Origin of the sequence: Lentzea sp. NPDC051208 (assembly GCF_040682435.1) — a bacterium.
Lineage (GTDB): Bacteria > Actinomycetota > Actinomycetes > Mycobacteriales > Pseudonocardiaceae > Lentzea > Lentzea kristufekii.
The window spans coordinates 1-22,272 of the sequence record NZ_JBFBAW010000020.1; the positions used below are offsets into that span (position 1 = coordinate 1).

23 protein-coding genes are annotated in these 22,272 nt (G+C 70.9%); 9 read left to right on the forward strand and 14 right to left on the reverse strand.

Going from position 1 to position 22,272, the window contains the following annotated elements:
- Positions 1-108 precede the first annotated feature (108 nt).
- The 4 genes from AB0M48_RS36400 to AB0M48_RS36415 all read right to left on the reverse strand — a co-directional run bounded on the left by AB0M48_RS36400 (position 109) and on the right by AB0M48_RS36415 (position 3,603).
- Positions 109-1,452: an endo-1,4-beta-xylanase gene (locus tag AB0M48_RS36400; RefSeq protein WP_363850793.1), complete on the reverse strand. Its 1,344-nt coding sequence runs from the start codon at positions 1,450-1,452 to the stop codon at positions 109-111.
- Positions 1,453-1,797: 345 nt separating this feature from the next.
- Positions 1,798-2,442: a dihydrofolate reductase family protein gene (locus AB0M48_RS36405; RefSeq protein WP_363850796.1), complete on the reverse strand. Its 645-nt coding sequence runs from the start codon at positions 2,440-2,442 to the stop codon at positions 1,798-1,800.
- Between the two features lie 78 nt (positions 2,443-2,520).
- Positions 2,521-2,970: a hypothetical protein gene (locus tag AB0M48_RS36410; RefSeq protein WP_363850799.1), complete on the reverse strand. Its 450-nt coding sequence runs from the start codon at positions 2,968-2,970 to the stop codon at positions 2,521-2,523.
- 69 nt (positions 2,971-3,039) lie between these two features.
- Positions 3,040-3,603, reverse strand: coding sequence for a TetR/AcrR family transcriptional regulator (locus tag AB0M48_RS36415; RefSeq protein WP_363850801.1), 564 nt, complete (start codon positions 3,601-3,603; stop codon positions 3,040-3,042).
- 47 nt (positions 3,604-3,650) lie between these two features.
- On the opposite strand from AB0M48_RS36415, the gene AB0M48_RS36420 reads away from it, so the two are divergent.
- On the forward strand, positions 3,651-4,391 hold the full coding sequence (locus AB0M48_RS36420; RefSeq protein ID WP_363850804.1) for a PIG-L family deacetylase: 741 nt from the start codon (positions 3,651-3,653) through the stop codon (positions 4,389-4,391).
- Positions 4,392-4,403: 12 nt separating this feature from the next.
- On the opposite strand, the gene AB0M48_RS36425 is transcribed toward AB0M48_RS36420, so the two are convergent.
- From AB0M48_RS36425 to AB0M48_RS36460, 8 genes are all read right to left on the reverse strand, one after another.
- Positions 4,404-5,987 carry a gamma-glutamyltransferase gene (locus AB0M48_RS36425; protein ID WP_363850807.1) on the reverse strand — a complete coding sequence of 528 codons (1,584 nt, stop codon included), beginning with the start codon at positions 5,985-5,987 and terminating at the stop codon, positions 4,404-4,406.
- Entirely contained in the window at positions 5,980-6,759 is a 780-nt protein-coding gene (locus AB0M48_RS36430) for a class I SAM-dependent methyltransferase (RefSeq protein WP_363850809.1), read from the reverse strand. The genes AB0M48_RS36425 and AB0M48_RS36430 overlap by 8 nt, the downstream gene beginning before the upstream one ends.
- Positions 6,756-7,610: a 3-keto-5-aminohexanoate cleavage protein gene (locus AB0M48_RS36435; protein ID WP_363850812.1), complete on the reverse strand. Its 855-nt coding sequence runs from the start codon at positions 7,608-7,610 to the stop codon at positions 6,756-6,758. Before AB0M48_RS36435 ends, AB0M48_RS36430 begins: the two co-directional genes overlap by 4 nt.
- Positions 7,607-8,101, reverse strand: coding sequence for an antibiotic biosynthesis monooxygenase (locus AB0M48_RS36440; protein ID WP_363850815.1), 495 nt, complete (start codon positions 8,099-8,101; stop codon positions 7,607-7,609). Before AB0M48_RS36440 ends, AB0M48_RS36435 begins: the two co-directional genes overlap by 4 nt.
- Positions 8,098-8,709 carry a GTP cyclohydrolase II gene (gene ribA / locus AB0M48_RS36445; RefSeq protein WP_363850818.1) on the reverse strand — a complete coding sequence of 204 codons (612 nt, stop codon included), beginning with the start codon at positions 8,707-8,709 and terminating at the stop codon, positions 8,098-8,100. Before ribA ends, AB0M48_RS36440 begins: the two co-directional genes overlap by 4 nt.
- A 29-nt stretch (positions 8,710-8,738) precedes the next feature.
- Positions 8,739-9,914 (reverse strand): glycosyltransferase, encoded by a 1,176-nt coding sequence (locus AB0M48_RS36450; protein WP_363850821.1) that lies wholly within the window; start codon positions 9,912-9,914, stop codon positions 8,739-8,741.
- An 11-nt stretch (positions 9,915-9,925) separates the two neighbouring features.
- The gene (locus AB0M48_RS36455) at positions 9,926-11,164 is read right to left on the reverse strand and encodes an MFS transporter (protein WP_363850823.1); all 1,239 of its coding nucleotides are present in this window, start codon (positions 11,162-11,164) and stop codon (positions 9,926-9,928) included.
- Between the two features lie 408 nt (positions 11,165-11,572).
- Positions 11,573-12,583: a streptomycin biosynthesis regulator gene (locus AB0M48_RS36460; protein WP_363850826.1), complete on the reverse strand. Its 1,011-nt coding sequence runs from the start codon at positions 12,581-12,583 to the stop codon at positions 11,573-11,575.
- Between the two features lie 361 nt (positions 12,584-12,944).
- On the opposite strand from AB0M48_RS36460, the gene AB0M48_RS36465 reads away from it, so the two are divergent.
- The 3 genes from AB0M48_RS36465 (at position 12,945) to AB0M48_RS36475 (ending at position 16,474) form a co-directional block, all read left to right on the forward strand.
- Positions 12,945-14,588 (forward strand): GMC family oxidoreductase N-terminal domain-containing protein, encoded by a 1,644-nt coding sequence (locus tag AB0M48_RS36465; protein ID WP_363850829.1) that lies wholly within the window; start codon positions 12,945-12,947, stop codon positions 14,586-14,588.
- Positions 14,589-14,672: 84 nt separating this feature from the next.
- A complete protein-coding gene (locus tag AB0M48_RS36470) occupies positions 14,673-15,530 on the forward strand; it encodes a transketolase (protein WP_363850831.1) in 858 nt (285 codons plus the stop codon).
- Positions 15,527-16,474 carry a transketolase C-terminal domain-containing protein gene (locus AB0M48_RS36475; protein ID WP_363850834.1) on the forward strand — a complete coding sequence of 316 codons (948 nt, stop codon included), beginning with the start codon at positions 15,527-15,529 and terminating at the stop codon, positions 16,472-16,474. Before AB0M48_RS36470 ends, AB0M48_RS36475 begins: the two co-directional genes overlap by 4 nt.
- Positions 16,475-16,493: 19 nt before the next feature.
- Here the strand turns inward: AB0M48_RS36475 and AB0M48_RS36480 are convergent, their stop codons facing one another.
- Positions 16,494-16,997, reverse strand: coding sequence for a DUF6328 family protein (locus AB0M48_RS36480; protein WP_363850836.1), 504 nt, complete (start codon positions 16,995-16,997; stop codon positions 16,494-16,496).
- Between the two features lie 162 nt (positions 16,998-17,159).
- On the opposite strand from AB0M48_RS36480, the gene AB0M48_RS36485 reads away from it, so the two are divergent.
- Positions 17,160-18,023 (forward strand): glycosyltransferase family 9 protein, encoded by an 864-nt coding sequence (locus AB0M48_RS36485; RefSeq protein ID WP_363850839.1) that lies wholly within the window; start codon positions 17,160-17,162, stop codon positions 18,021-18,023.
- On the opposite strand, the gene AB0M48_RS36490 is transcribed toward AB0M48_RS36485, so the two are convergent.
- Positions 17,995-19,332 (reverse strand): aldehyde dehydrogenase family protein, encoded by a 1,338-nt coding sequence (locus tag AB0M48_RS36490; protein ID WP_363850842.1) that lies wholly within the window; start codon positions 19,330-19,332, stop codon positions 17,995-17,997. The two genes, AB0M48_RS36485 and AB0M48_RS36490, sit on opposite strands and share 29 nt — an antisense overlap.
- Before the next feature lie 44 nt (positions 19,333-19,376).
- Here AB0M48_RS36490 and AB0M48_RS36495 point away from each other — a divergent pair, with 44 nt between their 5' ends.
- The 4 genes from AB0M48_RS36495 (at position 19,377) to AB0M48_RS36510 (ending at position 22,267) form a co-directional block, all read left to right on the forward strand.
- Positions 19,377-19,772 (forward strand): ChaB family protein, encoded by a 396-nt coding sequence (locus AB0M48_RS36495; RefSeq protein WP_363850844.1) that lies wholly within the window; start codon positions 19,377-19,379, stop codon positions 19,770-19,772.
- Positions 19,773-19,905: 133 nt separating this feature from the next.
- The gene (locus AB0M48_RS36500) at positions 19,906-20,421 is read left to right on the forward strand and encodes an HAD family hydrolase (RefSeq protein WP_363850847.1); all 516 of its coding nucleotides are present in this window, start codon (positions 19,906-19,908) and stop codon (positions 20,419-20,421) included.
- Positions 20,418-21,410, forward strand: coding sequence for a glycosyltransferase family 9 protein (locus AB0M48_RS36505; RefSeq protein WP_363850850.1), 993 nt, complete (start codon positions 20,418-20,420; stop codon positions 21,408-21,410). Before AB0M48_RS36500 ends, AB0M48_RS36505 begins: the two co-directional genes overlap by 4 nt.
- Positions 21,407-22,267: a glycosyltransferase gene (locus AB0M48_RS36510; RefSeq protein ID WP_363850853.1), complete on the forward strand. Its 861-nt coding sequence runs from the start codon at positions 21,407-21,409 to the stop codon at positions 22,265-22,267. Before AB0M48_RS36505 ends, AB0M48_RS36510 begins: the two co-directional genes overlap by 4 nt.
- Positions 22,268-22,272 lie beyond the last annotated feature (5 nt).

Consider the following 22,272-nt stretch of genomic DNA (forward strand, 5'->3'; position numbering starts at 1 on the left):
GCCCTGGGCCACCCGGCCCCCCCCACCCGCCCCCGGCTCGGCCGGCTAACCGACCCGGCACGGGCCCGCTCGCGATGGGCCCGTGCCGGGTCGTTTCCGGAGCCGGCGTCAGGCGACGCGGCAGGAGACGGTGGGCCAGTTCCAGTTACCGCCGTGCATGATCGTGAAGCCGAACGAGTTGCCGCTGCCGTTGGGGCGTGCGGTCATCACGTTCGCGGAGTCCCAGCTGGCGCTGGTGTTCCAGGTGGCGACGATCCGCTGGGGTGAGCTGACCGTGACCGTGACGATCCAGTTGTCCGTGCCCGAGACGGTGACCTGGCCGTTGAAGCGGTCGCTCCACTTCTCGCCCTCGGAGTACGTCGCGGTGCAACCCCCGCCGCCGGGGTTGGACGTCGTGGTCGTGGTGCTGGTGGGCGGAGTGGTGGTGCCCGTGCCGGCGTTCAGCGCGTTGAGCACCGAGGTGTAGGCGGCCTTCTTGTTGCCGTTGCCGTCGAACAGCAGCGGGGTGCCGGAGGCGCGCCAGGAGTCGGTGTCGCGGATGCCCCACACGGTGATGCCGGTGCACCGCGCGACGGCGAGACAGGCCTGGGTGACGCCCTGGTACTGCTGGGCCTGGGTGCTGCCCGAGCCTTCAATGTCGAGCTCGGTGATCTGCACGTCCACGCCGAGGGCGGCGAAGTTCTGCAGGGTGGTGTGGTAGTTGGACGGCACCGGGTTGCCGCTGTTGAAGTGCGCCTGGAAGCCGACGCAGTCGATCGGCACACCGCGGGACTTGAAGTCCTGCACCATCCGGTAGACGCCCTGGGTCTTGGCGTGCGACCAGTTGTCGGTGTTGTAGTCGTTGTAGCAGAGCTTCGCGCCGGGGTCGGCGGCACGGGCTGCGCGGAACGCGGCCTCGATCCAGTCGTTGCCGGTGCGCTGCAGGTTGGAGTCGCGGCGTCCGCCGCTGCTGCCGTCGGCGAAGGCCTCGTTCACCACGTCCCAGGCGTAGATCTTGCCCCGGTAGTAGGTCGCGACCTGCGTGACGTGGTTCAGCATCGCGTTGCGCAGCGCCGTGCCGGACATGTTCTGCATCCAGCCGGGCTGCTGCGAGTGCCATGCGAGAGCGTGCCCGCGCACCCGCTTGCCCTGGTTGCGCGCCTGGTTCACGATCCGGTCCGCGTTGCCGTAGCTGAACTGCCCCTGATTCGGCTCAGTGGCGTCCATCTTCATCTCGTTCTCGGCCGTGACCATGTCGAACTCGCGGTTGAGGATCCCGGTGTAGGTCGAGTCCCCGAGCTTGTTCGCGGCCACGGCCGTACCGAAGTAACGGCCGCTTTGCTGGGCCGCCGCGCCGAGGGTGGAGGCGGCGCCACTGGCGGGTGACGCCGCGAGGACTGCGACGCCCGCGGCGGCGAGGACGAGGGTGGACACGAGGGATACCCGTGCGACTGACTTCACTGTCAGCGTCATGTTCGGCGCTTTCTGAGAAGCACTCGCGAGAACGCGAGTGGAATGGGCCGGGCGGTGCGGACTGCGCCATGTCCGCGTCGCTCGATCTGAAACGCTGACAGTATTAGCCGACGTCGTTCGACCTATCAAGCGTGCTTGCCGACCCGTTGTCGCATTAGGGCTGACCTGGACGATCACTGGCGGGGAGGGTGCCGTCTTTTCGAATGCCCGTCGAACGCGCAGGTGGGACCGCCTGTCCGACGGGGCGGAATTCAGTATGATTTCGCGTCTTGTGCGAGGTGTTTCGTGGACAATTGTGTGAAAGTTTCGAAACAAGTTTCGAAACTTGAAGCCGACCGTTTGGGATCACTTCCGCCAGAACAGGTGGTGCGTCACGCCACTCGGACTGGGCACGACGTCGAGGTGGAACCGATCCAGCAGTTCGCCGGGCGACTTCCACAGCGGCACGCCGTGCCCGAGCTCGACCGGCGCCACCGCCACGTGCAGGGTGTCGACGAGGTCGGCGTCGAGGAACGACCGGATCGTGGTGGCGCCGCCGCCGATCCGGACGTCCTTGCCCCGCGCGGCCTCCTTGGCGAGCTCGAGGACGTCGGCCGGGTCCGCGTTCACGAAGTGGAACGTCGTGTCGGACAGGGTGAACGACGGCCGTTCGTGGTGGGTCAGGACGAAGACCGGGGTGTGGAACGGCGGCTCGTCGCCCCACCAGCCCTGCCAGTCGTGGTTCTGCCACGGGCCGCGGTGCGGGCTGAACTTGTGGGCGCCCATGATCTCCGCGCCGATGTTGTGCCCGAAGTCGCGCGTGAGGTAGTCGTCGAGGCCGCGGCTGCCGCCGGGATCGGTGCGGTTGGGCCAGCTCGCGGTCGCACCCGCCCACGCGAACATCGTGCCGGGATCGGCGTGGCCGAAGGGCCGTTCGAGGGTCTGGTCCTCACCGGCACCGAACCCGTCACTCGACACGACGAAGTTCTGGACCTTCACGAGCTGGGTCATGTGGCTTCCTTCCGTTCCGGGGTCGATGGTTGGACCGCGACGGCGGCATGAACTCATCGGTCCCGGTCGGAAAGCGTGTCACTCCTCGTCGGGCTCGAGGACCATCAGCCGGAACGTCGTCGACGGCGACTCGCGCCCACACGTCTGCAGCATGTGCCAGGCCAGGTTGCCGGGCCCGTTGTCGGCCTGAGGCAGTCGCTGCCGGCTGATGCCGAGGACGCCGTCCGGGCTCCTCCCGAGGATCTCCGGCGTGCCGACGAGCACCGCGATGCCGAACGCCAGCACGTCGGCACGCAGGTCGTCGTCCAGGTCGTCGGTGAGCCCGATCTTGCACTGGGGTTCGTCGTTCTCGTCGGCGCCGACGCCGACCAGGCCCGCCAGTCCCGCGCTGTGCGCCACGGGTACCTCGAACACGCGGATGTCCGTCCCCATCGCCAGCGCCATCAGCCTGGCTGTCGGGGTGGTGAGGAGAGGGTCGTTGATCGAGGCGCCGCCATTGCCCGCGGGGTCGTTCATGCGCTGGCCCATGATGCGTCAGATCGTACTGCGAACGACGCCACCCTTTTGGGTGGTCATGAACGGATCGGCGACGTCCGGCTAAGGGATGCGGGCGGCGGCCGCGGCGACGGTCGCCAGCTCCTCGCTCGAGAAGCCGGCGCGGCTCAGCACCGCCAGGGACTTGTTCGCCGCCAGCGCGCACAACGCCAGCTCTGCCGCCTCCCGCTCATCGGCCCCCGCCGCCAGCAACGCCCGCTCCAGCATCGCCCGCACGCCGTCGATCATGGCGCGGACCATCGCCTGGCTTTCCGCGTCGAGGGCCGGGAACTGCGCTGCCGACACCGTGACCAGGCAACCGTCCGGGACCGTCGGGTCGGCGATGCGGTTCAGGGTGACCTGCAGGTAGGCGGCCACGACGGCGCTCGGGCTCGGGTGGGAGTCGGACAGTGCCTGGTCGTACTGCGGGTGGTAGGTCTGCTCGTACCGCTGGAGGCTCTTGCGGAACAGGGTGCTCTTGTCGCCGAAGGTGCTGTAGAGCGAGCTCCGGCCCAGGCCGGTGCCCTCGGTGAGGCGGTCGATCGAGGACCGAGATCCTGCAAGACTTCCTCGGTGGCACACCGGTAGCAGGTGCACCGCGCGCTTGACCCGTGCGCAAGCGAACAACGTGATTTCCTGTTCGTCGATTCCGCCGAGTGCGAGAGGGTGTCCGGGTGACGTCCCCATCCAAAGCGTTCGTGCTGTCGGCGCACCTCGACGACGCCGTCCTCTCCGCGTCGGCCAGGCTGATGCGAAGAGGAACCACCCTGGTCACCGTCTTCACCGGCATGCCGCCGGACGGATTCCCCCCAACGTACTGGGACCGCCTCACCCGCGCGGAGTCGTCAAGGCAACGGCAGGTCGAACGGCTGGCCGAGGACGACGAGGCACGCGGCGTCCTCGGCTGCGACACGGTGCGCCTCGGCGAACTGGAGGAGCAGTACCGGTCCGCCCCGGTGGACGCCGAACGGCTGGCCGCGCGCATCGGCGAGGTCGTCGGGCACGCGGCCGAGGTCTGGATCCCCGCGGGGATCGGCGGGCACGACGACCACCTCGCCGCCCGGGACGCCGCGCTCGCGGCGGTGCGGGCCTTGCCGGAACGCCCTGAGGTCCACCTCTACGCCGACATCCCCTACGCGCTCTGGCACGGCTGGCCGTGCTGGGTGACCGGTGGGGAACCCGGCCCGTACCTGGACGTCGACGCCTGGCTCGACGAGGAGCTGGGCTTCCGGGGCCTCGACCCGGACCGGATGGTCCGGGAGGTGCACGCGCTGCCGCCGCAGGCCAGCGCCCTCAAGGAGAAGGCGGTGGCGGCTTACCGCTCGCAGTTGCCCGCGCTGTCGCTCGACGGCTCGAACCCGCTGCGGCTGCGGAACACCCTCAGCCACGAGGTCTCCTGGCTCCTCCAGCCGTGAGGCAGGAGGGCCTCACCACCCCGCGGTGAGTCCCTCCTGTCTGCCGTCGTCGAGCCCGTAGAGCGACTCCGGGTGGCGCCCCAGCACCCGGAGCACCCCGCCGACACTGGTGCGCACCCGCAGGGTGTGTCCCGCGCCGCTGAGCCACTCCTGGACGTCCGCCGGCATCGACGAGTCGACCTGCAGGTGCGGCGGCACGCCGGCCTCGGTCTTGTCCGCGCCGGGCAGGTAAGTCCATCTTGGACGGTTCAGCGCCACCAGCGGGCTCACCCCGTCGACGAGCAGCGCGGCCAGCACCTGGGTGTTCCACTGGCACTGGCCGTCGCCGCCGGGGGTACCGCCGAGCCGGCGCACCCCGTCGGCATCGGCGGCGCTCCACGCGAAGATGGTGTTGACCGGGCGCCTGCCGGGGGAGACGCCGTTCGGTTCGCCGGGGGAGAGGGTGGCGCTGCGCCCCAGCCGGTTGCACAGCAGCAGACCCAGTTCGCCGACACCGACGCCCGTCCCGAACCCGAGGCCGAGGCTCTGCGTCCAGCTCACGCTGTTGCCCGCCTCGTCGATGACGGCGAAGTGCGTGGTGTCGCCGTCGGTGTAGTGCCCGGCGTACCGGGTGGCACTGCGCTTGTCCGGGTCGACCTCGCCCGCCAGGTCCGCGAGCACCGCCTCCGCCAGCGGGTCTGCCGGCGGCGTGCACGCGGGGTCGCCCAGGTGCGCGATCCGCCACGCGTACGTCTGGTGGACGATCTCCGAGAGGAGGTGCACGTTCGCCGCGGAGTCGGCGCCGCCGTGCTCCCGCAGCCGTTCGTAGAGCGCGAGGTTCTGCAACAGCAGCACCCCTTGCGTCGGCGCGGGGTTCGTGGCCACCTGCGCGCCCGCCACCGTCGTGGTCGCGGCGGGCAGGACCTCACCGATCCGGACCCCGCAGTCGCCGGGCGCGAAGAACCCGCCCAGCCGCTCGCTGAGCCTGGTCACGCTCGCGTCGAGCACGGCTTCCAGCTCGTCCACCGACCTCGCCAGCAACCGGTACAGCGCGGCCAGCCCGGGATTGCGCAGCCGGCCGCCCACGGCGGAGGTGTGCGGACCGTACAACCCCGCGAACTCCGGCTGGCTCAGCACCTTCAGGTTGTCCTGGATCCAGCGCGCCGTCTGCGTGGTGACCGGGGTGCCGCGCTCGGCCAGGTCGACGGCCGGGGCGAGCAGCCGGGACCACGGCAGCGTGCCGTGGCGTTCGTGCAGGGCGCACCAGGCGCCCAGCAGACCCGGTGTGGTGGCCGACTCGATGCCCCGGCCGGGCACGGTCCGGTGGCCGCGGGCGGTGAAGTTCGCCGCGGTGGCGTGGGCGGGCGCCCGGCCCAGCCCGGTCAACGACCAGGCCTGGGCCGAACCCGCGAGGTGGAACACCGCCGCCGCGTCACCGGCGGGGCCGGACGCCATCGGCATCGCCACCGTGAGCACCGCCGAGGCCGTGATGGCGGCGTCGAACGCCGTGCCGCCGTCCCGGAGCACGTCCAGTGCGGCCAGCGTCGCGGCGGAACTGCCGGTGGACACCATCGCCCGCGTTCCCCACTGCTGGCGGTCGCGCAACACGTCACGCATGCGTTTCCTTGCGCAGTCGCAGGAACACGCTGGCGTGCACCAGCTCCACCTCCCCGTCCCCGAGCACCGAGCGCAGCGCGCCGACGGCGTCCTGCACGGACGCCTGCGCCGCCGTCCACGGCCCGCCGCTGGCGACCCACCAGCGGGCGCGGACCTCTGCCGGAACGACCGTGGTGCGTTCCAGCACGAAGGAGTCCTCGACCTCGAACCCCGCGCCACGAGCGAGTTCCCCGGCCTGCGCCACCGTCAGCCTGCGCGCCTCGAACGGATCCGGCTCGGACAACCCGGTCAGGCGGGTCAGCGCGGCCTGGGACTGCTCGGCGAACCGGTCCGTCGCCGCCGTGCGGCCCGCCGTCGCCGCACAGACGAGGCCGCCGTCGGCCAGCAACGCGTTCATCGTGGCGAACACGTCGGGGTAGCGCGGGTGCATCCAGTGCAGCGCGGCGTTGGAGAACACCGCGTCGTAGCGCTGATCCGCTGCCACGTCGGGAAAAGCTCCCTGCGTGAAGCGGACCCGGTCCGGCCAGTCCTTCTCCGCGGCCACCGCCAGCATGTCGGCCGACACGTCGACCGCGTCGATGCGCGCGGAGGGCAACCGGTGCACCAGCGCCTCGGTCAGAGCGCCGGTGCCGCAGCCGATCTCGTACACGCTGCGCGGTTCGGCCGGCCGGGGGTGCAGCCCGGCGACCAGCTCCGCGTTGCGGAACTGGATGCGCCGGGCCAGCACGTCGTAGTCGGCCGCGCTGTTCCAGCGGTGGGCGGTGACCGTCACGTGCGCACCACCTGCGGCAGGCCGATGATCTCGCGGACCTGTTGCGGCGTGGCGGGTTCGCGGCCCATTTCCCGCGCGATGCGCACGATGCGCTCCACCAGACGGGGGTTCGTGGTCGGTTCCTTGGTCTTCCAGTCCAGGTACGGGTTGTCCTCCAGGCCGACCCGGACGTGACCGCCGAGGCTCAGCGCCAGCGTGTTCGCGGCGAGCTGGAACCGGCCGATGCCCGCGAACGCCCACGTGGACGGCTGCGGCAACGAGCTGAGCACGGCGGCGGCGTTGGCCGCGCTGACCTCGGCGGTGCCGATGGAGCCGAACAGGATGTTGAGGTAGTACGGCGGCTTGAGGATGCCGCGGGAGATCAGGTAGTTCGCGTAGTTGACCATGCCGATGTCGAAGATCTCGAGCTCCGGCACGATGTCGCGCTCCTGCATCGCCCGTGCCAGCCCCTCGATCGTCTCTGGCGAGTTCACCGACGGCCCGGACACGAAGTTCATCGACCCCAGCGTGAGCGAGGCCATCTCCGGGCGAGCGAGGTTGTCCACCGTCAGCGACGCGGCGCGCTTGTCGAGGTCCGACCAGTTGCGGCCGCTGGTGGTGACGACCAGGACGATGTCCGGCGTCAGCGTCACCACCGCGTCCACGATGTCGGTGAACCGCTGCGCGCTCCAGGTGGGTTCCTCGTCGTCCTCCCTGGCGTGCAGGTGGACCATGCCGGCGCCAGCCTCGTAACAACGGCGGACGTCCTTGGCGATCTCGTCGGGCGTGATCGGGACGTCCGGCACCTTCGCCCGGCGCGGCACCATCCCGGTGGGACACAGATTGATGATGACCTGATCGGGAAGACTCATACCCCTCGCCTCTCCTCGGTCGCGGACGACCGCCACACCCCGGTCCACTGCCCGGGTGCGGGCGATGGCCCGGCGGGTCGGCAGCGCAGCGTCGCGCCACCGTCGATGTCGATCAGTTCGTGGTCGCCGGCGGCGGGATCGCCCGCGTCGAGCACCACGGCGTGCTCCGGTGCCAGATCACGCTCGGCGGCCGGTTCCCAGCGATAGCGCCGGACGTCGGGATCTTTGCGCCACAACGGTTTCGCGGACTCCCAGAACGCGGTCAGCGCGGGCGGCGGAGCAGCCCAGACCGCCTCCCGGTCGGCGAGGTCCCGCCACAGCCAGTACACGCACAGCTCGGTCTCGTCGTCCGGCCGCACCAGCACCTGGTACCTGAGCAGGCCGGGCACGTGCAACGCCCGGCCCAGCGCGACGTTGAGCCGCACCAGTTCCGCGCCCTCGCCGGGACGCGCGAACTGCCTGCCCAGCACCGCCACCGCGGTGCCGCTCATCCGGCCCGCCCGCCGCCCGCCGAGTCCAGGTGACCCATGAGGACGTCCTTGATCCTCAGGTACTCGGAGTTGTGCGCGCTGACGAACCCGCCGTGCGGCACCCGTTCCACCGAGAGCCCGGCGTTGACGAGCGCCTCGATCTTGGCCGGGTTGTTCGTCGCGAGCCGCAGGCGGGACACGCCGAGCTGGCGCAACGCCTCCGCCGCGGCGCGGTAGTCACGGGCGTCGGCGGGCAGGCCGAGGTGGACGTTCGCCGCGACCGTGTCCATTCCCTCCTCCTGCAGGGCATAGGCCTTGATCTTGTTGACCAGGCCGATGCCCCTGCCCTCGTGCCGGGTCAGGTACAGCAGGATGCCGTGCTGCTCCTTCGCCAGCAGGCGCACCGCGGTGTCGAGCTGGGGCCCGCAGTCGCAGCGCAGCGACGCGAGGATGTCGCCGGTGAAGCAGGCGCTGTGCATGCGCACCAACGGCTGCTGGTGCGCGTCCGGCTCTCCGCGCACGAGCGCGATGACGTCCTCACGGCCGTCATCGTCGCCGAAGACGTGCAAGGTGAAGTCGCCGTAGGACGTCGGTAGCTCGCAACTGGCGAGCAACGTCGTTGTCAGCACTTGATGTCTCCCCCCGAGTAACGTGCCTGTCAGTCGCGATAGCGGTCGATGCGGCCGATCGGCTCCTCCGGTTGCCACGACAGCAGGGGGATGTGGGCGTTGACGGTCTGGCCGTTGTTCAGCAAGGCCGACGACGGGTGGTACAGGTGCAGCATGGTGTCGTCGTACTGGTCGAACGCCGTCGCCAGTTGCACCCTCAACACGAAGTCGAGGTCCTCGCGGCCCCATCCCTCGAACCGTTCGTCCATGCCCCCCACCGCGTTGAACACGTCCCGGCGCAGCCACACGCACAGTCCGGGCGCGCGGTGGACCAGGAAGCCGCGCAACCGGCCGGGGTCCGCCTCTGGCCTGCCCGCCACGCAGCGGTCCGCGACCGCGCGCACGGACGCCGGCTGGTCGACGTACGTCACGTCCCGGAACGGCATGAACCCACCGGCGCCGTCCCGGTCGAACCGGGCCACGTTGCGTTCGACGAACTCCCTGTCCACCAGTGCGTCCGCGTCCAGGACGCAGACGACCGGCGCCGGCCGCGCGGTGTTGACCACGCCGACGTTCACCGCCCAGCACTTGTTGAACGGCCCGCCGTGCGGTGCGAAGAGGTGCTCGTCGGCGTAGTTCTCCGCCAGGTCGCGCCACCGCGGCTCGTCGTCCGACTCGACGACCGTGACCTGGTAGCTCGACCGGTCAACGCTCTGGTCGGACAGGGACTTCAGGCAGGCGACCAGGTTCCTGGCCCGGTACTCGTTCCCGTCGCGGTTGCGGAACGGGATCACGATCTGCGCCAGCGGTTCGCCCGAGCCGGAGGGCTTGGCGGCGGCCTCCCACCGCGGCCAGCCGCCGTCCTCCGTCGCCGTCCGGTCGTAGGCTCCGCCAACGTGGTAGCCCAGCCTGGACCGCCGCGACAGGTCCCACGCGGCCTGGGTCAGGTCCTCGGTCTTGCGGTCCGGATCGTCCATGGCGGCCTTCGCCAGCTCACGGACGCGTTGCCAGCGGCCGACATCGGCCGGGTCGGCCTCGAGCGCCTCGATCGCCGCGGACAGTTCCGCGTCGCCACAGGACACGACCGCGTCCGCCACGGTGGCGAGCAGGTCCTGGATGCGGTGCCAGTAGTAGGGGTTCGCGCCTCGAGCCCCGTCGTCCGCCTTCAACACGGCGGCGTCGGCGACGGCGCGGGCCGGGTTGTCGGAGTCTGCTGGCGGCGTCATGTGTCCTCTTCTCATGCGGGTGCGGATTGCCGCGCGGTCGTCGCACGCGGCGGTGTCTTCTCGTCGATCTCGGCCGGGAAACTCCGGCGCAGCAGGAACAACACGATCGCGGCCCCACCGGCGAACGCGGCGAACACCTGCCAGACGGCCAGGGCCGACGTGGCGAGCAGGGCTCCCGCGATCGCGGGCCCGCTGATGTTCGAGATCGACCACGACATCTGGAACACCGCCACGTAGCGCCCACGCCACGCGGGTGGCGCGGCCGCGACGGAGAGGCTGCTCGCGGCCGGGCCGGCGGCGGTCTCGCCGAGCGCGAGGAACACCACCCCGCCGAACACCAGCGCGACCGCGGCCGCAGTGCCGGTCACCGCCGACGCGCAGGCCAGCAGGACGATGGCGACGAGGAAGAACCCGGCTCCCACGATCGCGGTCGTGGTCCGGCGCAGCACCCCGAGCCTTGCGGTGACCAGCGACTGCAGCACCGCGGCCAGCACCATCTTCACCGTCAGCGCCGACGCGGCCACCCACACCGCGAGCACCGTGTACCTGGCCACGTACAGCGGCAGCACCAGCGACGGGATCAGCCAGCCGAACGTGAGCAGCGTGTTCGCGAACGTCAGCCGCAGGTACCTGCCGTCCCGCAGCAGGGCGGGCCAGCCACCCCGCGGCACCGCGGCGCGCGTGGTCCGCCCGCCGCGCACCGACAGGAACAGCGCACCGGCGATGAGCGACGACGCGATGTTCACCGCGAGCATCACCCGCAGCCCGTCCGTGCCACCGGTCGCCAGTGCGGCGGCACCGAGCGCGCCACCCGCCGCGAGACTCGCGCTCTTGACCATGTTGACCGTGGAGTACCACCGGTCCAGCCCTTCGTCGCTGACCTGCTCGCCGACGAACACCGGCCACGTGGCCCAGTACATCCGGTCGGAGAGCGTCACCAGCGCGACCCCGCACACCAGCACCCCCAGCCCGGTGATGTGGAAGTAGAAGGAGAACCCGGCCGCCGCCACCACCGTCTGCGCCACCAGCACCCGCTGCGCGCCGAAGCGGTCCACGAGCTGGCCGATCAGCGGTGTGACCGGCAGTCCGACCAGGCTCGCCACGGTGATGACGAGGCCGAGCCGCGCGAGCGGGATGTCGGTGGTCTCCGACAGGTAGAGGAAGGTGAGCGGGAAGAACGCGCCCGCGCCGACCGTGTCCACCAGGACCGCGACGAACAGCCGGCGCCGGCCGGCCGGAGCAGCGGTCACCGGCCCGCCACATGCGGTCCACAAAGGACAGATGACGACGACATGTCTCGTACCCCCCAGCACGGTCTTCCGGGCGCCCCTGCGGCCGTCCCCTGTTCATGTATAGCACCGCTTGCGGCCGCTGTGGATCTGACGGCAGGGGAATCGAATTATGCAGCGCAGCGTGACGAAACCGCCTTCCTGCTGGTCTGTTCGAGTGGAATTCCACGATGCGGGTGAAGGTTGGGAACCGGGAACTTTTCCGGTCCCCGAAGACGATTGCGCGGTTTCGCGAACACGTCCGTGCACCGTGACGCAAATGCTCCGAAGTGGACGGTCGGATCGTGTGAGGGCGCGGGGTGTCCGGAACGCTGGGAAGTCCACTTGGGACTGTCGGAGACACCGTCGCGGGGACGGTGCCTCCGGTGCTCACAGCGCCGTCGGGGTGTCCGGGGCGTCCGAGGTGCGGGCGCGCTCCTCCAGCTTGCGGGCGAACAGCGCCCAGGACTCGGCGCAGTGGTGGGCCGCGTCGGCCAGCGCGCCGACCGCGTGCGCGGGTACCGCGTCGGTGTAGCGCTGCCACTGGTCCGGGCTGAAGGTGCTCACGTCGAGCGCCCGCAGGACGCCGCGGCCGACCTCGGTGAACCTCATCGACGGGTCGCGCTTGAGCGGTTCGAGGTCCGGCGCGGGACGAGGCCCGCCGGCCGGGCGGACCGGGGCCTCGGGGTGTTCGGCCAGCCGCTGCCGTGCGGGCACCGGGTCGGCGCCGTCGCGCAGACGGCGGCGCACGTCGCGAACCGTGCCGACGGAGACGTTGGCCCGCCGCGCGACCTCCCGCAAGCTCGCGCCGGGCTGGGAGACCAGCAGTTTCCCGGCCTGGCGGCGTCCCTCCGCGGTGGTGAGCGGCCGCACCCGGCCGTCGCGGCCGATCCTGGCGGGCGCGTCGCCGGCGGGCACCGCGCGGCGCAGCACCCCCACGGTCTTGGCCGACAAGCCGACGACGGCGGCGATCGCGCGGTCCGACCACGTGCCGTGCGAGGCGATGATCCGCCGGGCCGCCGCGTTGCGGTCTGCCTGGCTCAGTGGCAGGCCGCGCGTCGAGTTGAGCCGCACCGCCAGCAGGAACGCCTCCTCGGCGGTCCCGTCGAAGAACAGCACGTCGATCATGTGCTCGTCGCGCGAGCGCGCGGCCCGCAGCCGGTGCACCCCGTCGACGATCCTCATCGTCGGCCGGTGCACGACGATCGCGGGCAACGGCCCGGCCACCCCCGCCAGGGCGCGCACGTGCCCGGGATCCTCCCCGGCCAGCCGTGGCGAATCGCCGGTGACCAGCGCGTCCAGTGGCAGCCGGCCGGACGCGCATCGCGCCAGGTACCGGTCGACGTCCGTGCGGCGCCCTTCCTCCGCGGCCCGGTCGAACCGGGCCACCCCTCCGACCACGATCTCCCCCAGGAGGTTCGCTGACCACGCCCGAGCGCCACTCCCCACAGCGACGGCACGGTGACTTTCGGTGAGTCAACCGTAACAAGATGATCTGTCATCAGGCAACGTCGTGGCCCGCTCGTCAACGGGTATTGCATTCTTGGTCCTGGCGGGCAACGCGCGTGGAGTGCGCGAATATGCAATCTTCCGCCAATATTGTCAACGAGCCCGATTCGCAGTTGCACGCGGGTGGTCCGAATGCTGTCCGCGAGGTGCTTTCCCGGTCGTTTTCGCAGTTCAGCGGCAGCGACGAATCTTCTTGCCAGTGAAGTCGAGTGCGGGTAGTACTGGAATGAGTCCATTGGCTGAAAGGGCTTCGATGTCCAGAACGGAACGGAACAACTTGCAAGATCCGGACGAGATCGCTCGCCGGGTGCAGGACGGAACTCTCACCCGGCGGAACCTGCTCAAGTTGTTCGGCGTGTCCGCGGCGTCGGTCGCGTTCACCTCGGCCGCCACGGGCACGGCGGGGGCGGAGGGGGTTCGCTACGACTACGTCGTCGTGGGCGCCGGCTCGGCCGGGTGCACGCTGGCCGCGCGGCTGCTGGCGGACTCGCGCGCGAGCGTGCTGCTGATCGAGGCGGGCGGTTCGAACGACCTGCCGGAGGTGCGGGACTTCACGAAGGCCGGCTCGCTGACCGCGCCGGGTTCGAGGCTCATCTGGCCGTACATGTCGGAGCCGCAGCCCGCGTTGCTGAACCAGCCGCAGTCGTTCGTGTGCGGGAAACTCGGCGGCGGCAGCAGTTCGGTGAACGGGATGGTGTGGGTCCGGGGCAACCCGGCCGACTACGACCACTGGGCCGCCCAGGGCGCGACCGGCTGGAACTACGCGAACGTGCGCTCGTCGCTGGACGCGCTGACCGGCCCCATCAAGCCGTCGAGCGAGCTGACGCGGCGCAACCTGCTCTCGCAGGCCACGGTGAACGCGGCCGTCGACGTGGGCTACACCTACAACCCGGACTACAACGGCGCGACGCAGTTCGGTGTCGGCTACACGCAGCTCAACGTGGTGAACCAGATCCGCCAGGACGCGTTCACCGCGTTCCTGACGCCGTACCTCACCGACCCGCGCCTGACGATCATGACGGACGCGGAGGTCGCGCGGCTGACGTTCGACAGCCGCAAGGCCGTGACCGGCGTCGTGATCAAGGCGGGGGACCGCCAGTTCACGGTCCGGGCCGAGTGCGAGGTCGTGCTCAGCACGGGCACGATCAACACGCCCCGGCTGCTGCAGCTGTCCGGCGTCGGCGCGGCGCGCGATCTGGCGCCCCTCGGCATCCCGGTCGTCGCGGACCTGCCCGGCGTCGGTGCCAACCTGCACGACCACCTGATCTCGGTGACGTTGAAGAAGCTGCGGGTGCCGGAGCCCGCGTCGCACATCACCGCGATGGACGTCAACGTGTTCACCGGCAGGGGAAGGGTGCCGGGCACGCCCGCGTACGAGTTCCAGGTCTACTACACGCGGGACGGGTACCCGCCCTATCCGGGCAACTCGATGTCGGTCGGGGTGATGAACCTGCACCCGACCAGCCGGGGCCACGTGAAGCTGCGGTCGGCCGATCCCGCCGTGCCGCCGATCATCCAGCCGAACTTCCTGCAGACCGCGGAGGACCTCGACACCCAGGTGGAGGGCTACCGGCTGGCGATGGAGCTGATGAACTCGCGGGGCCTGCGCGACTGGGTGACCGACGAGGGTTCCCTGCCGGGGCCGGGTTTCGACACCAGGGAGAAGCTGGTCGAAGCGGTGCGCACCTACTCCCAGGCCGACTTCCACGCGGTCGGGACGTGCCGGATGGGCACCGACGCGAACGCCGTCGTGGACCCGCAGCTGCGGGTGCGCGGTATCACCGGGCTGCGGCTCGCCAGCGCCGCGATCATGCCCAGCGTGACGTCCGGCAACACCAACGCACCGTCGATGATGATCGGCGACCGGTGCGGGCGGCTGATCCTGGGCCGTTCCTGACGACACCACCGCGGACCGCTGTGCAACCGGGGAATCTCCTGGTGGCACAGCGGTTCGCCGCACCGAGCAGTCGAGGGGAGTGCCGTGGCCGCCGGCGACGACGTGCGGGCCGATGTCGAGCTGGCGGTCCGGGCCGCGGGGTACCGGATGGAGGTCATCGACCTGATCCGCTCGGCGGGCAACGGGCACACGGCGGGCAGCCTGTCCTGTTTGGACATTCTCACCGTGCTGTACGAACGGGTTCTGCGGATCTCACCGGAGACCTTGAACCACCCGGAACGGGACCGGTACGTGCAGAGCAAGGGTCACGCCGTGGAGGCGCTGTACGTGGTCCTCGCGGGCGCGGGACTGCTCGACCGCGCGTTGCTGGACACGTACCTGAGGTTCGGCACGAAGCTGGTCGGCCACGCCACCCGTTCCGTGCCGGGCATCGAGCAGTCCACGGGAGCGCTGGGACACGGGTTGTCCCTCGGCGTCGGCATGGCGATCGCCGGGAAGCAGAACGGGCTCGGCTACCGCGTGTTCGTGCTCCTCGGTGACGGCGAGCTCGCGGAGGGGTCGGTGTGGGAGGCCGCGATGTCCGCGGGCCACCACGACCTCGACAACCTGGTGGCGATCGTCGACCGCAACCGCCACCAGATCGCGGGTCCGACCGCGGAGATCATGAACTCCGAGCCGCTGGCGGAGAAGTTCGCCGCCTTCGGCTGGACCGTGCACGAGATCGACGGGCACGACCTCGTCCAGGTCGAACGCACCCTGTCCTCGGCGCCGACGGTGCCCGGCCGCCCGACCACGGTGCTGGCGGACACCGTCAAAGGCAGCGGCATCTCGTACATGGAGCACGACATCCGCTGGCACCACAGGGTGCCGAACGACGAGGAGTACGCCGTCGCGCGGCAGGACGTCGAGAACCGAATCGCGGAGCTGAGGAGCCGGGCATGAGCCAGGCCCGGCCAGGGCTCGCGAACCTCCAGGTGCTCGACGCGACCCTGCGCGACCTCGCGGCCTGCGACCCGGCCATCCGGGTGCTCACGGCGGACTCGCGCATCTCGGGCAAGCTCGAACCGTTCGCCCGGGAGTTCCCGGACCGCGTGGTCGAGCTCGGGATCGCCGAGCAGAACCTGGTCGGCGTGGCCGCCGGGCTCGCGTCGTGCGGGATGAAGCCGTTCGTGATCTCGCCCGCCTGCTTTCTGACCAGCAGGGCACTCGAACAGATCAAGGTCGACGTGGGCTACAGCGGCAACGCCGTGCGGCTCGTCGGGATCAGCGCGGGGATCAGCTACGGCGCGCTCGGCGCCTCGCACCACTCCATCGCCGACTACGCGGCGCTGCGCGCGATACCCGGCATCCCCGTCGTGGCGCCCGCGGACAACTGCGAAGCGGAGGCGGCCATCCGGCTGGCGGCGGCGACCGACGGTCCGATGTACGTGCGGTTCGGGAAACGGGCCTTGGCGTGCGTGCACGGGCCCGCGTCCGAACCCGTGGCGGTCGAGCGCGCCACCCGGCTGCGGACCGGCGGCGACGTGGGCATCATCGCGACCGGTGAGACGGTGGGCATCGCGCTCGGCGCGGCGGAGGTGCTGGCGCGCGACGGCGTCGAGACGACGGTCGTCAGCATGCCGATGGTGCGGCCGCTCGACACCGCGACGCTGTTCGACGTCGCGCGCCGGGTGCGCGGGCTCATCGTGGCCGAGGAGCACAGCGTGCACGGGGGCCTGGGGGAGGCGTGCGCGGCCGCGCTCCTGACCGAGGGTGTTGCGGTGCGGTTCCGCGCGCTGGGCATCCCGGACGAGCCGATCGTCAACGGTCCGCAGCTCGACGTCCTGGCGCACTACGGCATCGGCCCGGACGAACTCGCCGCACTGGCCGTGGAACTGCTCAGGTGACTGGCACGACCGATCTCGGCTAGGAGGACCCGCTCCGCTCCTCCGGCCACGGGGCGTACGGCTTGGGGCTGGTGTCGCGGGTCAGCAGCGGCGTGGCGAACCACAGCGTGCCGAAGATCAGCGACGCGATGCCGCCGATCAGCACGGCCTGCCAGCCGCCGACGATGATCTCGCTGATCAGCAGGACGGTGCCGGTCATCGCGACGGCGAGGAAGGCCAGTCCGGTCAGCAGGAACGTGTTGCCCGCGGCGACGACGTCCTCGCGGCGGTCCTGGCGGAACAGCACGCGGTGCCAGGCCGCCGGCGCGGTCAGCAGGGCGACCGCCACGGCCGCGCACAGAACCGTCACCAGGTGGGTGACGCGGATGAACTCCGACGAGGCGGCGTACTTGTCGGTGAACGTGATGGTGAGCAGGAAGCCGAACAGGATCTGCACGCCGGCCTGCGCCACGCGGAGTTCCTGGAGCAGCTCGTTGACGTTCCTGGCGAGACGGTGGTGTTGTGACTCCTCGGCCTTGCTCATCTGAGTGTCTACCCTCGGGAGAGCCGGCAAAACGGCGGCTGCGCGGGTGTATCCGGGCGCACAACGGGTATGCGTGGCTGCCGGCGGCGGACCGCCGGTCCATTGTGGAGTTCAGCGTGCGGTCTCGTCGCGGACCGGGTCGCCGCACAGGGAGGAACACCGATGCGAATCCTGGTGCTGCGCGCACTCGGACTGGGCGACCTGCTCACCGCCGTACCCGCACTGCGCGGCCTTCGCCGGGCGTACCCCGGCGCCGAGATCACGCTCGCCGCGCCCGGCTGGCTGGCCGACGCGGTGGCGAGGATCGACGCCGTCGACCGGCTGCTGCCCACCGACGGTCTCACGCACATCGAGTACGACAGCCCCGATCTCGCCGTCAACCTGCACGGCCGCGGACCGCAGAGCGTCGAACGGCTGATGGCCACACGACCTCAGGTGCTGATCACCCACGACGAGTGGCCGGAAGAGCGGCACGAGGTGCTGAGGTGGTGCGACCTCCTGGAACAGCACGGAATTCCGTGCGATGCAGACGATCTGCGTCTGCCGCCGGTAGGACCGCGAACCGAGCGGATCGTGGTCCATCCAGGTGCGAGCCACGGCGCGCGCAGGTGGCCGGTGGAGCGGTTCGCCGCGGTGGTGCGGGAACTGGACGGCCACGACGTCGTGGTGACGGCCAGTCCGTCCGAACTCGAAGCGGCTCGCCGGATCGTGCCCGAACCCGTGTGCGGCAGCCTCGGCCGGCTGCTCGACCTCGTCGCCACGGCCGGGCTCGTGATCTGCGGCGACACCGGGGTGGCGCACGTCGCGACGGCCTACGGCACGCCGTCCGTCCTGCTGTTCGGTCCGATGCCGCCGAGCCTGTGGGGTCCCCGTTCCGGGCCGCACCACGTGCTGTGGCACGGCGGAACGGGGGACACCTTCGCCTCCGAGCCGGACCCCGGTCTGCTCCAGATCACCGCGGACGAGGTCCTGGACGCGGTGAAGGACTTCCGGCTGGTCACGGCAGGCCGAGGTGCACGACCTTGACGGTGGTCATCTCGTCGAGCAGTTCGGGCCCGTAGCCGAACCCCGTGCCGGACGCGCCACGAGGCTGAGCCGCGCCGCCGGGAGCGCCGCCGAACACGGCGTTCACCTTCACCGTGCCGACCGGCAGCGCGCGCCAGGCCTGCTGCGCGTGCTCCATCGACCGGGTCAGCACCGTGGCCGCCAGGCCGTACTCGCCGGAGCACGCCTCGCGCAGGCCTTCGTCGAACGACGGCACCACGCACACCGGCGCCACCGGGCCGAACGTCTCCTCACACATGATCCGCATGTCCGGCGTGCAGCCGGTGAGCACGGTGGCCGGGTAGAACGCGCCGGGGCCGGCCGGGATCTCGCCACCGGTCAGCGCCCGCGCGCCGGCCTCGAGCGCTTCGGCGACCTGGGCGTGCACGAACTCGCGATGCCTGTTGTCCACCAGCGGTTGTGCGTTGGCCGTCCACTCCTTCGCGCGGGCGCACAGCGCGTCGATGAACGCCTCGGCGACCTCTTCGTGCACGTAGATCCGTTCCACCGAGACGCACAGCTGGCCCGCGTTGGTGAACGCCCCGAGGGCCGCCTGCTCGGCCGCCCGTTCCGGATCGACGTCCGCGTCGACGAGCAACGGGTCGTTGCCCCCGTTCTCCAGCAACAACTTCGCCCGCGACGCCTGAGCGATGGCACGTCCTGTCGCGGTGCTGCCGACGTGCGCGACGACGTCGACGTCCTCGCGCACGAGCTGCGCGCCCGTCGTCCCGTCACCGATCAACGTTTGCAGCACGTCCGGCGGAAAGTGCGGCCGCAGCACCGTGTCGAGCAGCATGCCGGTGTGCGGGCAGCGTTCGCTCGGCTTGTGCAGCACGGTGTTGCCCGTGACCAGCGCCGCGCCGAGCAGGCCGCACGCGACGGCCACCGGGTCGTTCCACGGCGTGAGAGCCACGACGACACCGCGCGGTTCCGGGATCATGAAGTCCACGGCCGAACCGAGCAGTGACCGTCCGCGGTGGACCGGGCCGAGCTCGGCGTACTGCTCCAGCGTGGACGCGCCGGCGAGCACACCTTCCCGCGCCGACGCGTACGGCCTGCCCGTCTCGGTCTCCACCACGGTCGCGAGGTCACCGGCCCGCGCCCTGAGGTCCGCGGCGGCCGCCCTCACCGCGGCACCGCGTTCGGCCGCGGACGTGGCGGCCCACGCGGTCTGCGCCTTCCGGGCGGCCGCCACCGCTGTTGTCGTCTCGGTCTCGGACGCGGCCGGGAGCCAGCCGACCAGCTGACCGTCGAGTGGGCTGTGGACGTCGATGGCGTGGGTGGCGGTCATGCGATCCGGGTACCCGGACGTCCCGGTCGAAACATGGAGGAACCATGCCCGGACGAGAGGAACTCCCCAGCACGGTGGCGCGGTCGTCGAAGAAGGCGCAGCGCACCTGGATAAAGGCCCACGACTCGGCGGTGGAGACCTACGGAGAGGGCGAACGTGCGCACCGCACGGCGTTCTCCGCGTTGAAGCACTCGTTCGAGAAGGTCGGCGACCATTGGGAAGCCAAGGCAGAAAAGGGACCTTCCGACCGTCAGGCGACCAGGAGCACGCCGGCGCAGGGGGAGACCGCCGGTGGCGTGGACGCGAACGCGAGCAAGGAACACCTGTACGACATCGCGAAGCGGCTGAAGATCGACGGCCGCTCGCGGATGACCAAGGACCAGCTCGTCGAGGCGATCGGCAGGGCGAACGACCGCGCGTCGGCGGCTGCCCGCTCGTGAAGGTCGTCGTCACCGCTGACCTCGGTTTCTGACTCAGCGTTTCGAGCACGTCACCACGCGTTGTGATCAGTGGCGGGGAGAACCGCTTCGCTGAGTAGCGTTTCAAGCCGTTTTTCTCGGCTAAATCTCCTCTATGGATCGGACCATCGAGGCGGTGCTCTTCGACCGCGACGGCACGCTCGTCCGTGATGTGCCGTACAACGGCGACCCGGCTCGGGTGGAGCTGATGCCCGGCGCCCGGGAAGTGATCAGGGACCTGCGCGCACGCGGAGTGCGCACCGGAGTGGTGAGCAACCAGTCCGGAATCGGCAGGGGACTGCTCACCGAAGGCCAGGTCCGCGCGGTCAACGCCCGCGTGGAGGAACTGCTCGGACCGTTCGGCACGTGGCAGATCTGCCCGCACCACCCGGATGACGGCTGCGCGTGCCGCAAACCCGCCCCTGGCCTGGTGCTCGCGGCGTGTGAGGCGCTCGGGGTGAGCCCGCGGCGCACGGTGGTCGTGGGCGACATCGAGGCCGATGTGATGGCCGCGCGCAACGCGGGCGCGACGTCCGTCATGGTCCCCACGGACGTGACCCGGCCGGAAGAGGTGGAACGCGCACCGCGCACGGCCGCGGACCTGCGCGCCGCGATGGGGATGATCCTGTGAGGACGCTGGTGGCGCGCCTGGACAGTGACGGCGACGTGCTGCTCGCGGGTCCGGCGATCCGCGCGGCGGCCGCGTCGGGCGAGGTCGTCCTGCTGTGCGGGCCCGGCGGGGTGCGGGCGGCCGAACTGCTGCCCGGCGTGAACCGGATCATCGAGTGGGAGTGCCCGTGGATCGTGAACCCGGCGCCCGAGGTCCGGCCGATCGACATCGAGGCCGTGGTGGCACTCGTGCACGGAGTCCGGGCCGACGTGGCGCTGGTGCTGACGTCGTTCCACCAGAGCCCGTTGCCGCTGGCCCTGTTGCTGCGGCTCGCCGGGGTGCCGAAGATCGTGGCGCGCTCGATCGACTACCCCGGTTCGCTGCTGGACGTGCGGCTGACCGGCGACCCGGACGTGCCCGAGGCCGAACGGGCGTTGGAGGTCGCGCGCGCGGCCGGGTTCGAGCTACCGCCGGGCGACGACGGCCGGCTCGCCGTGCTCGACCCGCCCGAACTCGAACTCGCTGAACTGAGCCACCCGTACGTGGTGGTGCACCCAGGTGCGACGGCGCCCGCCCGCACCTGGTCGCCCGACCGGTGGGCGAAGGCCGTGGTCGCGTTGAACGCGGCAGGGCATCGCGTGGTCGTGACCGGCGGACCGGCGGAAGCCGGTCTGACCGCGCACGTCGCCGGCGCGTGCGGGACAGATCTGGGCGGGCGCACCACCTTCCGCGAGCTGAGCGGCGTGCTGGCCGGTGCCGAGGCGGTCGTCGTCGGCAACACCGGCCCTGCTCACCTCGCGGTCGCGGTCGGCACACCGGTCGTGTCGTTGTTCGCGCCGGTCGTGCCCGCGGCCCGATGGGCACCGCACGGAGAACATGTCCTGCTCGGCGACCAGCACGCGCGGTGCCGGAACAGCCGTGCCCGTGAATGTCCGACACCCGGCCACCCATGTCTCGACCTCGTGGAACCCGCCGAGGTCGTCGCGGCCGTCGCGGAGGTGACCCGATGAGGATCCTGCTCTGGCACGTGCACGGGTCCTGGACGAACTCCTTCGTCCAGGGCGATCACGACTACCTGATCGTCGGCCCTCCGGACGGCATCGGGCTCGCCGGGCGTCCCTGGCGTGCCACCGAGACTTCTCTGTCCGAAGTGGACGCCGATCTCGCGGTGGTGCAGCAGCCGGAGCAACTCGGGCTGGTACCACGCGGTGTTCCGGTGGTGTACCTGGAGCACAACACGCCGAGTGCGCCGGGACAGCGGCATCCGATGGCGGACTGGGACGGGCTCCTGGTGCACGTCACCCACTTCAACGACCTGATGTGGGACTGCGGATCCACCCGGACGGTCGTCGTCGAGCACGGCGTGGTCGATCCCGGTCCGCTCTACACCGGCGAGCTGGCCCGCGCGGCCGCGGTCGTCAACGACCCGGTCCGGCGCGGCCGGATCGTCGGCACCGACCTGCTGCCGCGGTTCGAGCCGATCGACGTGTTCGGGATGAACACCGAGCCGATCGGTGGTCTGGGCGACCACGACCTCGGCTCGCTGCACCGGGAACTGGCCCGTCGGCGCGTCTACGTCCATCCGATGCGCTGGACCTCGCTGGGGCTGTCGCTCATCGAGGCGATGCACATCGGCATGCCGGTCGTGGCGCTCGCGTGCACGGAGGCTGTGCGCGCGGTGCCCGAGGAGGCCGGCACGGTCTCGACGGACGTGGAGGACCTGGTGCGCGCGACGCGGGAACTGATCGCGGATCCCGCTCTCGCCCACGAGAAGGGAAAGAGGGCGCGCGAGTTCGCGTTGGCCCGGTACGGACTCGATGCGTTCCTGCGGAGCTGGGACGACGTGGTGAAGGAGGTGGCCGGATGAGGATC

What these genes read in the sequence shown, in the direction of transcription:
- AB0M48_RS36495 (WP_363850844.1), top strand. Translation starts at nt 19,377, where the DNA reads ATGCCCGGACGAGAGGAACTCCCCAGCACGGTGGCGCGGTCGTCGAAG.
- AB0M48_RS36440 (WP_363850815.1), bottom strand. Translation starts at nt 8,101, where the DNA reads ATGAGCGGCACCGCGGTGGCGGTGCTGGGCAGGCAGTTCGCGCGTCCC.
- AB0M48_RS36410 (WP_363850799.1), bottom strand. Translation starts at nt 2,970, where the DNA reads ATGGGCCAGCGCATGAACGACCCCGCGGGCAATGGCGGCGCCTCGATC.
- AB0M48_RS36425 (WP_363850807.1), bottom strand. Translation starts at nt 5,987, where the DNA reads ATGCGTGACGTGTTGCGCGACCGCCAGCAGTGGGGAACGCGGGCGATG.
- AB0M48_RS36435 (WP_363850812.1), bottom strand. Translation starts at nt 7,610, where the DNA reads ATGAGTCTTCCCGATCAGGTCATCATCAATCTGTGTCCCACCGGGATG.
- AB0M48_RS36405 (WP_363850796.1), bottom strand. Translation starts at nt 2,442, where the DNA reads ATGACCCAGCTCGTGAAGGTCCAGAACTTCGTCGTGTCGAGTGACGGG.
- AB0M48_RS36400 (WP_363850793.1), bottom strand. Translation starts at nt 1,452, where the DNA reads ATGACGCTGACAGTGAAGTCAGTCGCACGGGTATCCCTCGTGTCCACC.
- AB0M48_RS36475 (WP_363850834.1), top strand. Translation starts at nt 15,527, where the DNA reads ATGAGCCAGGCCCGGCCAGGGCTCGCGAACCTCCAGGTGCTCGACGCG.
- AB0M48_RS36510 (WP_363850853.1), top strand. Translation starts at nt 21,407, where the DNA reads ATGAGGATCCTGCTCTGGCACGTGCACGGGTCCTGGACGAACTCCTTC.
- AB0M48_RS36480 (WP_363850836.1), bottom strand. Translation starts at nt 16,997, where the DNA reads ATGAGCAAGGCCGAGGAGTCACAACACCACCGTCTCGCCAGGAACGTC.
- AB0M48_RS36485 (WP_363850839.1), top strand. Translation starts at nt 17,160, where the DNA reads ATGCGAATCCTGGTGCTGCGCGCACTCGGACTGGGCGACCTGCTCACC.
- AB0M48_RS36450 (WP_363850821.1), bottom strand. Translation starts at nt 9,914, where the DNA reads ATGACGCCGCCAGCAGACTCCGACAACCCGGCCCGCGCCGTCGCCGAC.
- AB0M48_RS36500 (WP_363850847.1), top strand. Translation starts at nt 19,906, where the DNA reads ATGGATCGGACCATCGAGGCGGTGCTCTTCGACCGCGACGGCACGCTC.
- AB0M48_RS36490 (WP_363850842.1), bottom strand. Translation starts at nt 19,332, where the DNA reads ATGACCGCCACCCACGCCATCGACGTCCACAGCCCACTCGACGGTCAG.
- AB0M48_RS36465 (WP_363850829.1), top strand. Translation starts at nt 12,945, where the DNA reads ATGTCCAGAACGGAACGGAACAACTTGCAAGATCCGGACGAGATCGCT.